The sequence below is a fragment of the Paractinoplanes toevensis genome, assembly GCF_018332695.1.
Classification (GTDB): Bacteria; Actinomycetota; Actinomycetes; order Mycobacteriales; family Micromonosporaceae; genus Actinoplanes; species Actinoplanes toevensis.
Genome location: NZ_BOQN01000143.1, coordinates 83,160 through 94,480 on the forward strand (window position 1 = coordinate 83,160; position 11,321 = coordinate 94,480).

An 11,321-nucleotide genomic window follows, 5' to 3' on the forward strand; every position below is an offset into this window, starting at 1 on the left:
GGGGCCCGGCCGGGCCGGATGGGGGATTCGTTCCATGGCAGAGTCGTCGGAAACACGCCAGCACCGCGGCCGATCCGGGTTCCGGGACATGCCGATCGCCTGGAAACTGCGCGGCCTCGCCGGTGTGGTCGGCGTGCTGCTGATCGCGATCGGGCTGGTGGGAATCGTCCAGCTCGGCCGCACCCAGGACCGGCTGTCGAACCTCTACAGCAACAACCTGCACGACGTACGCCTTCTCGGCGAGGTCTCCTCGGACTACCTCGACGTGCGGCTGAAGCTGCGCAGCGTCGCGATGGCGAGTGCCGGGGCGGAGACCGACACCGCGGTCACCAATCTCGATACGTCGATCTCGACGCTCGACCAGGTGTGGGCCAGTTTCTCCAGCAGTTCCAGCACCGACACCGACGAGAAGGCGTTCCTGACCGGCTGGACCACGTACAAGAAACTGGTCACCGACAAGCTCAAGCCACTCGCGGTGGCGAACAATCTGGCCCAGTTCAACAAGGTCGTCGCCAGCGACGTCACTCCGGTGTCCGAAACCATCGCCACTTCGGTGGACAACCTCATCACCCGTAACGACGACGCGGCCAAGAAATCGCTGGACGACTCCGCGAGCGCCTACACCACCGCGCGGCTGATGCTGATCATCCTGATCCTGGTGGCGCTCGTCGTCACGTTCACCGTGGTCCAGCTCATCACCCGCGCCGTCGCCCGGCCGCTCAACGAGACGGTCAACGTGCTCACCGGGCTGGCGCAGGGTCGCCTCGACCAGCGGGTCGCGGTGGCCGGCCGGGACGAGGTCGGCCGGATGGGCACCGCCCTCAACAGTGCGCTCGGCCGGCTCGGCGAGACGGTCAGCACGGTGGTGGAGTCCGCGGCCCAGCTCAACAGCGCCTCCCTGCAGATCAGCGGCGCGTCGCAGAGCCTGTCGCAGGCCGCCACCGAACAGGCGGCCAGCGTGGAGGAGACCACCGCGAGCATCGAGCAGATGACCGCGGGCATCAGCCAGAACAGCGAGAACGCCACCGCCACCGAGGGCATCGCCACCACCACGGCGGCCGAGGCCCAGGAGGGCGGCGACGCCGTGCAGCGCACCGTAGCGGCGATGAAGGAGATCACCAGCAAGATCGGGATCATCGACGACATCGCGTTCCAGACCAACATGCTGGCGCTCAACGCCACCATCGAGGCGGCCCGGGCCGGCGAGCACGGCAAGGGCTTCGCGGTGGTGGCCAGCGAGGTCGGCAAGCTCGCCGAACGCAGCCAGATCGCGGCTCAGGAGATCAGCGAGCTGGCAGCCGGCAGCGTGCAGACCGCGGAACGCGCCGGCGACCTGCTCTCCACCATCATCCCGAGCATCATCCGTACCTCCGACCTGGTGCAGGAGATCGCCGCGGCGAGCGGGGAGCAGTCCACCGGGGTTCGGCAGATCAACATCGCGATGACCCAGATCGGCAAGGTCACCGAGCAGACCGCCTCCTCCAGCGAGGAGCTGGCCGCCACCGCCGAGCAGATGTCGGCGCAGACCGCGCAACTAACCGCCCTGATGGACTTCTTCCACACCGGCGCCGCCGGCCGATCGTCGAGCCCGCGCATGGCGGAGCACGCCGGCGCGCGGGCCGCCGCGGCCTGGTCCAACAACACGTACCGATCCGGCCGGGACGGTGCCGGCTACAACGAGAACGCGGCGCCCGCGCTGAGCGCGGCCGGCGCCCCGCCCGCCGACCTGGAAGCAAAGTTCGACCGCTTCTAGGCGCCTTTGCGGTCAGGGTCGCGAGATCCAAACCCTTTTCCGGTACGGGCAACACCGTCAACAACCGCAACCACCCCCGACCGCCGCCACACCGCGACCAGCCTGCAACACCGGCACGTGCCGCGACTCTCGCGCAACCACACGGCGCAGCCAGGGGCGGGCCGGGCCCGCCCGCAGCGGGCGCGCGGAGGGTGAGATGCACCGGCCGGGACCGCGTGCCACGGGACTGAGCCGGCCCGTACGGAAAAGGTTTGATCGAAAGCGCACCGAGGCTGGGGCTGGGGTTTCGTCCTCTGGATATTGGCGGGGCCCCGGCCCGAAAAGACCTCTAAGCGGCTCCGCCCAGGTGGGTACGCAGGAAGTGGAGTGCGGCCTCCTCGTCGAGGATGCCGCCGCCCTCGTGGCCGTTGTACTCCCAGACCCGGATCTCCCGGGGGCCGCCGTAGACGTGGTAGGCACCGTAGACAGTGGACGGTGGGCAGACGGCGTCGCGCAGGGCGGCGGAGAACAGGGCCGGAGCGGTCGCGCGCCGCGCGAAGTTGACGCCGTCGAAGTAGGCGAGGGTGCGGTGCACCTGCTCGTCCTCGCCGCGGTGCACCTTGAGGTAGTCGATGATCTCCCGGTACGGGTAGGAGTCGGTGGCCCGGACGGCGCGCGGGAAATCGCACAGGAACGGCACGTACGCCGCGACCCCGGCCAGGTCGGAGCGCAGGCCGGCGACGGCGAGCGCGGTGCCGCCACCCTGGCTGCCGCCGACCACCGCGATCCGGTCGGGGTCGACCACCTCCAGGCCGCGGGCGGCGTCGACGGCCCGGACCGCGTCGGTGAACATCCGGCGGTAGTAGTAGGTCGCCGGGTCGAGGATGCCCCGGGTGAGCACGCCCGGCACCTGCGGCGGGGACGGTGCGTCGTCCGGGGTGACGCCGAGACTCCAGCCCGAGCCCTGGCCACGGGTGTCCATCTGCAGATGGGCGAAGCCGGCCGAGGCCCAGAAGAGGTTCTCCAGGGCGTGCCCGCGCCCGCCGCCGTACCCGACGTACTGCACGACGGCCGGCAGCGGGCCGGTGACGCCGGTCGGCAGGCGCAGCCACGCTCGTACGTCCTGACCGTCGTAACCGCGGTACGTGACGTCGTACGTCGTGATGGTGCGCAGACCGGTCGGCACCTCGGTCATCCGTACGTCGACGTCGTGCTTCGCGGCCTCGGCCAGCGTGCCGGCCCAGAAGTCGTCGAAGTCGGCGGGGTCGATCTGCGCGCTGCGATAGGTCGCGAGTTGCTCGGGCGCGAGGTCAGTCAGCAAAGTGAGTTTCCTTCCGTGGCCGTTCCTGAACGCCGCACCAGGCTAATGCGGCGGGTAGGTTTCGGCGGGTGAAGATCTGCAGGATTCAGGTGTACGACGTGACCACCGCCGCCACCACCCTGGTGCACACCAGCTCGGCCGTGCATTTCGAGGCGCCCAACTGGACCGCCGACGGCCGCCTGATCCTCAACGGCGACGGGCTGCTCTGGAGCCTGCCGGCCGACGGCTCGGAGCCGCCGCGGCAGATCCGGCTGGACGGCGTCCCGGAGCTGAACAACGACCACGTGCCGGCGCCGGACGGCGAGACCATCTATGTCTCGGCCAACGACGGGCACATTTACGAGGCCTCGCTGCGGGGCGGCGCGGTGCGCCGGGTGACCTCGGCCGGCCGGATGCACTTCCTGCACGGGGTGAGCCCGGACGGCGAAATCCTCGCCTACGTCGGCATCGACCGGCCGGACTGGGCCACGGCCAGCCTCTGGACGATCGGGGTCGACGGCGAGCGGGACACCCGGCTGACGGCGCCGGGAGGCACCGACGACGGCCCGGAATACACGCCGGACGGCGAGTGGATCTACTTCAACACCGAACGGTTCGGCCCGAACGCCCAGATCGCCCGGATCCGCCCGGACGGAACCGGCGTTCAGCAGCTCACCTTCGACGAGCGGGTCAACTGGTTCCCGCACTTCGCCCCGGACGGCAGCCGCGCGGTCTACCTGAGCTACCCGCCGGGGACCACCGGACACCCGGCCGACCTGAGCGTGGAACTGCGCCTCGTCGAACCGGACGGCTGGCAGTCCCCGCGCACGGTCGTGCGGCTGCCCGGCGGCCAGGGCACGATCAACGTGAACAGCTGGTCCCCGGATTCAGACCGGTTCGCCTTCGTGGACTACCCGGAGGGGTAGGGGTCAGCCGAGGTACTTCTCCCAGGGGCCGGTGATCGCCAGCGTGATGCCGGGGACCTGGATGTTGACGAACAGGACGCGGCCGTCCGGGGAGAACGTCGGGCCGGTGAACTCGGAATAGGTCGGCGCGCCGTTGGAGGTGCCGTTGCTGATCATGTTGCGGGCGATCGCGTAGGTCGGTCCACCCGGCACCGAACTCAGCACGTGCGAGGCCTTGACGCCGTCCTCGGCCAGCACGAGCGTGCCCCACGGGGTAACCGTGACGTTGTCCGGACCGTCGAAGGTCAGGTCGGCGTACTTCGGGAAGGCGCCCTCGCCCTCGGCGGCCGGGTTGTGCGGGAAGTACGTGGTCAGCGTGATCGTCTGGTCGGCGTAGTCGTAGAACCAGACCATGCCGTCGTGCCGGGTGGCGTCGGCCGGCAGGTCGGCGTCGGCGAAGGCGAAACTGTTGACGATGTAGCAGCCCTTGCCGGTGCTCCAGACACCCTCGAACTTCTTGCCGCGGGTGACCGTGCCGTCGGCGAACTGCTTGCGGGTCGGCGTGGTCTTCGCGTCCCGCTCCGGCACCTCGATCCAGGTGACCTTGAACGGGCGCCCGATCTGCGCCGACGTCAGGTAGGCCACGTCCGGCAGGACACTGCCGTCGTCGAGGCGGATCTGCATCGCCTCCAGCCTGCCGGCGGTGTCGCCCAGCCAGTTGGCGGCACCTTCACGCAGGCGTACGCCGTGCGGGGCGGTCCACCGGTAGAACAGGCCGGTCGGGCCGCTGGCGTCCTCGGAGAGGTAGACGCGCTGCCGACTCGGCTCCACGGCGAGCGCCTCGTGCTCGTACCGCCCGAACGCCTTGATCGGCTTGGGCAGCTGGTGCTTCGAGTCGCCCGGCAGCACCTCGAACACGTACCCGTGGTCCTTGGCGTAGGTGCCGGTGTTGGTGCCGGCCGTCCAGGCCGTGCCCGCGTTGATGAAGGTCTCCTCGCAGGTGTACCAGGTGCCCCACGGGGTGACGCCGCCGGCGCAGTTGCGCACGGTGCCGGAGATGCCGACCCACTCGGAGACCAGCTTGCCGTTGCCGTCGGTGTGGATCACCGTGCAGCCACCGGCATTCGGCGCGCCCGGGTCGTAGACGGTTCCGGCGATGTGCGGAACACCGTACGTGGACATGTGCGGCGTCATTTCGTGGTTCTGGATGACCGTCAGGCGGTTGCGCCCGGCCTCGACCACACCGGTTCCGTCGTGATAGGCGGGCGTCTTGCCCTGACCCGAAGAAAGATCGCTTACGCCTTCCCGGGTCACGATCTTGTAAGAGAAACCGGCGGGCAGGGCCAGAATGCCGTTCGGGTCATCCTGCAGGGGCGGGAACGGCCGGCCGCCGTGCCCCGCCGAGCTGTGCGCGGCCGCGGGCTCGGCGAGCGTGGGCAGCGCTCCGGCGACGGTCAGGCCGACCCCGGCCGCGGCCCCTCCACTGAGGATCTGCCGACGTGAAATGGTCATTATTGGACACTCTCCAGGATGCGCCGACAACGGGAAACACGTTCCCGGGAAGCCTTCGATTCCGGAGTGAACCGCCGGTTAACCAGCGGCGAACGAGGCGTGGGGAAAGCGCGACGTTCATGCCCTGACCAGCGTCAATGTAAGGGGAGCCTAAGACGGCCGCGTCGAGAGGAAACCTCTCGGCGCGGCCGTTTACCGAATTACTTCTTGATGAGGGTCACCTTCAGCGACTGGGTCGCGCCCTCGAACGCGACCGTCAGGTTCACGTCCAGCTTCCCGGTCTTCTGCAGGATCTCCTGGTAGGCGGGGGCGACCGTCACGGTCAGCGTGTGCGAGCTCGCGCCGCCCACCTTCTTCGTCGCCGTGGCCACCTGGTCGCCGGACAGGGTGATCGTGCCGGCCATGTTCACCGCGACGGTGACCGCGGCCGTGCCGGACCTGGCGTCCGTGGCGACCTTCGTGACCGTCACCGTGGGCACCGGGGCCACCGTTGCGGTCACCGGCTTCGACCAGGTCCTGTTCCCGGCCGAGTCGACGACGAGCGCCTGGAACGTGACCTTCTTCCCGCCGAGAGCAACGGTGGGGGTCCAGCTGAAGCCGTACGGCGCCACCGTCGAAGTGCCGACCTTGGCCCCGTTGACCAGCAGCGTGGCCGAGGCGATGGCGAAGTCGTCGGTGCCCCGGATCAGCGGGGAGACCGCCGTTCCGGCCGTGAGCTTCGCCCCGTTGCCGGGCTCGGCCACCTCGGCGGCCGGGTCCTTGTCGGCGACCCGGCCCACCCCGGTGGGCACCGTGAACAGCGGCACCAGGGACGGCTTGGACACCACGACGCTGGCCGCGCCGGTGCTGTCGGCCCCGGAGACCGGCGGCTTCAGCGTGCCGAAGTAGCTGCGCGCGACGGTGAAGGGTGCGCCCTCCCGAACGGTCGTGCCGTCCGCGCCGGCGTTGTAGGCCGCGTACTTGTTGCCGGTGATGATGTCGCCGGACGCGGTCACCGTGCCGGAGTCGGCCAGCAGGATGCCGGTCGCGTTCCCGGTGATCCGGCTGTCGTCCACGGAGCCGTCGAAACCGCTCGTGTACTTGATACCTACGGACGGGCCCTGCACCACGGTGTCGGTCACGTAACCGTGGTAGATGATTCCGGTCCGCACCGTGTTGTCGGCGGCGCCGTCCTTGCCGCGGGCCCCGTCGAACAGGATGCCGCCGGACTGGTAGCCGGAGACGACGCTGCCGGCGACGGTGAGCTCGCTCTGCACGGTGGAAGCCGAGGCGCCCTGGATGAGGCCGGTCTTGACGATGCCCCAGCCGTGCGGGTGCGCGGCCTTCTCCTCGTCGGTGGTGGCGACCTTCAGCGGTCCGACGACGGACTTGGCGACCCGTCCGGCCGCGCCGAAGTAGGCGATGCCGGCCTCGGCCCAGACGTTGCCCGAGGTGACCGTGACGCCGGAGATGTCGACGAACATCTCACTGGTGTCGGTGGAGCCGAGCGACTGCCGGGACACGGTGATCACGTTGCCGCCGCCGTCCCGCAGGTACGGCGCGTCACCGGCCAGGGTGGCCAGCGACTGATCGGGTTCGATGGTCACCTGGCCGGCGCCGACACCCTTGATCTTCAGGGGCTTGTTGATGGTCAGGCCGTTCTTCGCACCGGCCTGGACCGGGTTGGACGTGGCGTTGACCGGGGTCGACGACTCCTGGTAGGTGCCGGCGCAGACGACGATCGTGTCCCACGGGGACGCGTAGTCGACGGCCTGCTGGATCTTGCTGAACTGGGCGTTCGGGCACTGCTTCAGGTCGTCGTCGACGGTCCAGACGTTGCCGGTGTCGGCGAGCTGGACGGTGTTCGACGTGGGCAGGAACGAGGCCGGGGCCGGCCCGCCGGAGGCGTACCGCCCGTAGCCGGCGCCGTTCGCCTTGGTCGCGCCGTCCGACATGATCTGCTTGCCCGACCTGGCCTCCTGGAAGCGCACGTCGGCCAGCTGGATCGAGCCGGACTTCGGCCGGTCGCCCTCACCGAAGCGGAACTCGACCTTCGAAAGCGCGGCGGTGTTCAGGCCCTGCTTGGTGAACTCGCTCAGCGGCACCCGGATCTGGTCCAGCACGATGTGCGTGTTCGGCGTGTTGGTGCCGGTCGACATGTGCAGGGCGTTGCCCCAGCGCGGGTCGCCGGCGTCCACGGTGGCCTCGTGACCGGACGCGTCGGTCAGCGCGATCACGAAGTTCTGCGTCGTCGACGCCGGGTCGTAGGAGGTCGGCTTCTCGTTCGCCCAGATCGGGGCCTCGGTGGTCCCGGTCTTGGTGTTGTCGCCACGGTTGTCGGCCCCCGGGTTGCGGGTGTCGAAGAAGTTGACCGCGGCGCTCAGCGACAGCGCCTCCAGCCCGCTGACGTCCTCCGACGCGGCCGGGATCCGGGCGGTGAGCTTCGCCGTCGAGGCGGCGTCCCAGGCCAGCGTGAGCTGACGGCCGTAGGACTGGTTGATCGGGCTGTTCTCCCGGACCGCGTTCTGGCCGCCGAGCGCGGTGGCCGCGGGCAGCGGGCACTGCTTGGCCGCCGTGGGCAGGCCGGTCTTGCCGAGCTGGGCCGGCGCGAATTCCCCGGGTTCCGGGTTGCACCAGTCAAAACCCTGAGCGGTCGCCGCCGGCTTCGGTGACACTCCGGCCGCTTGGGCGTACGGGTCGGCAAAGCCACTGCCGCTCAGCGCCCCGCCGAGCGCGTTCCGCGTCAGCGGGTTCTGAATTTCCGGCCGGATCACGTCGACCCGCTCCGGGGAGCCGGCGAAGTACGTGGTGTTGACCCGCTCGTTGCACGGGATGCGGGTGCCGGACTCGCTGGTCGGGCAGGCCGACGCGGGCACCTGCAGGCCGGTCGCGGTGTTCGACAGCTCACCGGTCATGTAGGCCTCGAACGCGCCCTCACCACCGATGTAGCGGCGCACGAACGCGGCCATCGTGGCCAGGCCGAGCTTCTCCTGGTCGCCCATCCGCGCCGCGTCACCCGAGATCTTGGTGTTGACGGCCGGGTTCAGCGGGTCGGAGTTGTCGATCGCGTAGTTCCGCGCCGGGTCGGTGTAGCTGGCCGCCCCGCTGAGCCGCAGGTTGTTCGGGTGGATGTTGGTGGTCGCGAACGGCGCCGAGTTGCCGCAGGCCGCGTCGTTGTTGGCCTGGCCGTCCGCGCCGCCGTCGGCGTACCACACGGTGTTGTACCAGTTGTGGATCGCGCCGAGGTGCTCGACCTGGATCCGCGGGAACGGGTTGTCCGGGTCGGTGTACTGGCCGCGCTCGAAGAACCGCGCACCCTGCAGGTTGGAGACGTCGCCGTCACACATCGGCAGGATCGTCAGGTACGGAAGGTCGGTCGGCGCCTTGCGCTCGTAGTCGACCGGCGCGAGCGAGATGACGCCGCTGATCGGGTAGCGCGGGCCGTCGGTGCGGATCTTGTTGTAGTCCAGGAAGCTGGTGACCGCGTCACCGCCGCGCGAGTGTCCCATCAGGCCGATCCGGGTCATGTCGAGGTGACCGGAGAGCGTGGTGCCGATGGTGGTGTGCGCGTCGAGCGGCAGGCCCTTGGACCTGTTGGCCGCGGTGATGGCGTCAAGGGTGGCGGCGATGAGCGTACGCCGGCTGTGCATGCCTTTGCCCTTGTTGTTGTCCTGCCGCATCATCAGCTGGTCCTGCGAGATGGAGAAAGTGGTGTATCCCCAGGTCGCGAGGTTCTCGGCGAGGTAGGCGTAGCCGTTCTCGTTGTGCTTGAACTGAGCGCAGGTCGCGGTCGTGGAGTCCTGGCCGGAGTCGCACGAGCCGTGGTTGCCGTGCACCAGGATGATCACCGGTGACGGGGTCTTCCGCTTGCTGTAGTCGGGCGTGTAGAGCTGACCGCGAATTTCGACAGTCTCGGCCGCCTGTGCCGTGCCGGCGGTCGGTGCGGCGCCGTCGGAGTTGGGCTCCTGGATGGTCGCCAGCCCGAATTTGGCTTCTTCGATGACCTTGTACCCGTATTGTCCGCGGGCCGTGGGGTCAGGCAGAGCCGACGACGATGTCGACGTTGTTGCGGTGGCGGCAGCCGCTGCCGAGGGGGTTGCCAGCGCCATCGGGACCGCGACTGCGGCGATCACCGAGAGCACTGTGGCCCGCACTGAAAGGTTGAACACGGCGGGGACGCTAAGGATCAGTCGTTTCCCAGGTGTTTCTTATGGACTGCACAGCTGTTGCTGATGATCAAGACAGGGACTCTTGCTCGTCGATACCGACACAGCTATGTTAATGGAAAATCACATAGCTGAACTCGACTTCCGGCCCACCAGGAAGTAGGTAAGCGAATGCAAAATCTCAACCGACGGCGCGTCCTGACGCTCGGCGCCGCGCTGGGCCTGGCGACCGTGACGGACCCCACCAAGGCATGGGCCTGGTCGTCCGCCAACTCGATCGCCGGCACCGACACCATCACCGACCCGTGGAAAGTCTGGGACGACGCCACCGACCCGCTCGTCGCCGCACTGCTCGAGAACGGGCAGATCCCGGCCGTCAACACAGCGTTCGACTCCTGGGTCAACAACGGCGACCCGCTGCCCGCCGGGCTGCCCGCCAACCTCACCGCCTACCTCCAGCAGGTCAACACCCTGCCGTCGTGGGCCGACCAGGCCAAGCTGGCCCGTGCCGCCCAGTTCAACAAGCGGATGAGCATGTACCTCTTCCTGCTCTACGGCCTGGGCAGTGGCATCATGAGCACGGTGATCCCGCGCGAGGCGCGCAACGTCTACTGGTCGGCCGGCGGCGCCGAGATGCAGTCCAGGGCGGCCAAGACCTTCACGTACGGGTACGACCTCAGCGCCCTCGACGCCTTCCAGCCCACCGGGCATTTCGTGGTCACCTCGAACAAGACGCGCCTGACCCACGCCGCCGTCCGCCACCTGCTGCCACAGTCCCCGCAGTGGCGGGCGGTAACCAACGACCAGGACTTCATCCCGATCAGCAACGGCGACATCCTGGTCACCTTCCACAGCCTCGGCACCTTCGTGTACGGCAAGCTGAAGTCCTGGGGCATCCGGATCTCGGCCGCCGAGGAGGACGCGTTCCTGCACATGTGGCAGGTCGCGCTGCACCTGCTGGGCGTGCGCGACGACTTCATCCCGGCCAGCTGGGCGGCCGCGAAACAGCAGTCGGCCTACGTGCTGACACCGATCATGGCGCCCACCCCGGAGGGCATCAACCTGGCCGACGTCCTGCTCGGACTGGTCAAGCAGGTCGACCTGGGAGTCACCCAGGGCTTCCAGCGCGAGTTCGCCCGCTACCTGCTCAGCGACAAGGTCGGTGACTGGCTGAAACTGCCACGCGACCTGGTGTCGCGCAGCGTGATCGAGCTGGGCTGGCCGACCTACGTGGCCTTCCGCGAGGGACTGTCCCCGATCATGCCGACCACGTTCTCGATGTTCGACCAGTTCGTCCGCGGCCTGGCCATGCTGTTCCTGAACAACGGCACGTCGCCGAGCTACACACCCATCACCATCCCGACCGGAAACCGCCCGGCGTAGGTCGCGCCAGGCCTGTCCCGCACGCTCCTTTTCCCGTACGCAGCGGGACGAGTCCCGTGACACTCAGTCCCGCTGAGCGAAACCCACCCTCCGCGCGCCGCAGCCGGGCGGGCCCGACCCCGGCGCCCGCCCGGCTGCCAAACCGCCGGCTCAGGCCGAACCATCCAGCACCGCCTCACTCACGATGGCGACCGCACTCCCAACGCCGCCATCCACGCCATCGCCCTATCCCAGCGGCGATGCCACCGGCCCACCAACGGCTACGCCCCCCGAACAGTCCCGGGCGACGGCCATCGACCTCCCGCATGGTGGTCGCCGCTCTCGGGGGTCCGTAACGCGAACGG

General features: G+C 69.0%; 6 protein-coding genes. 3 read left to right on the top strand and 3 right to left on the bottom strand.

The genetic code is table 11. From position 1 onward, the window contains the following. Positions 1–34 precede the first annotated feature (34 nt). A complete protein-coding gene (locus Ato02nite_RS45985) occupies positions 35–1,753 on the top strand; it encodes a methyl-accepting chemotaxis protein (protein ID WP_213013048.1) in 1,719 nt (572 codons plus the stop codon). A 328-nt stretch (positions 1,754–2,081) separates the two neighbouring features. On the opposite strand, the gene Ato02nite_RS45990 is transcribed toward Ato02nite_RS45985, so the two are convergent. Next, positions 2,082–3,053: an acetylxylan esterase gene (locus tag Ato02nite_RS45990; protein ID WP_438873123.1), complete on the bottom strand. Its 972-nt coding sequence runs from the start codon at positions 3,051–3,053 to the stop codon at positions 2,082–2,084. Between the two features lie 68 nt (positions 3,054–3,121). Here Ato02nite_RS45990 and Ato02nite_RS45995 point away from each other — a divergent pair, with 68 nt between their 5' ends. Beyond that, complete coding sequence (locus Ato02nite_RS45995) at positions 3,122–3,958, top strand: TolB family protein (RefSeq protein ID WP_213013049.1); 837 nt, start codon at positions 3,122–3,124, stop codon at positions 3,956–3,958. 3 nt (positions 3,959–3,961) lie between these two features. Here the strand turns inward: Ato02nite_RS45995 and Ato02nite_RS46000 are convergent, their stop codons facing one another. Together Ato02nite_RS46000 and Ato02nite_RS46005 are read right to left on the bottom strand one after the other, a co-directional pair. After that, complete coding sequence (locus Ato02nite_RS46000) at positions 3,962–5,449, bottom strand: alkaline phosphatase PhoX (protein ID WP_213013050.1); 1,488 nt, start codon at positions 5,447–5,449, stop codon at positions 3,962–3,964. Positions 5,450–5,649: 200 nt separating this feature from the next. Further along, positions 5,650–9,597 carry an Ig-like domain-containing protein gene (locus Ato02nite_RS46005; RefSeq protein ID WP_246608141.1) on the bottom strand — a complete coding sequence of 1,316 codons (3,948 nt, stop codon included), beginning with the start codon at positions 9,595–9,597 and terminating at the stop codon, positions 5,650–5,652. A gap of 168 nt (positions 9,598–9,765) precedes the next feature. Between Ato02nite_RS46005 and Ato02nite_RS46010 the strand changes: the two genes are divergently transcribed. Further along, entirely contained in the window at positions 9,766–10,977 is a 1,212-nt protein-coding gene (locus Ato02nite_RS46010) for an oxygenase MpaB family protein (protein WP_213013051.1), read from the top strand. Positions 10,978–11,321 lie beyond the last annotated feature (344 nt).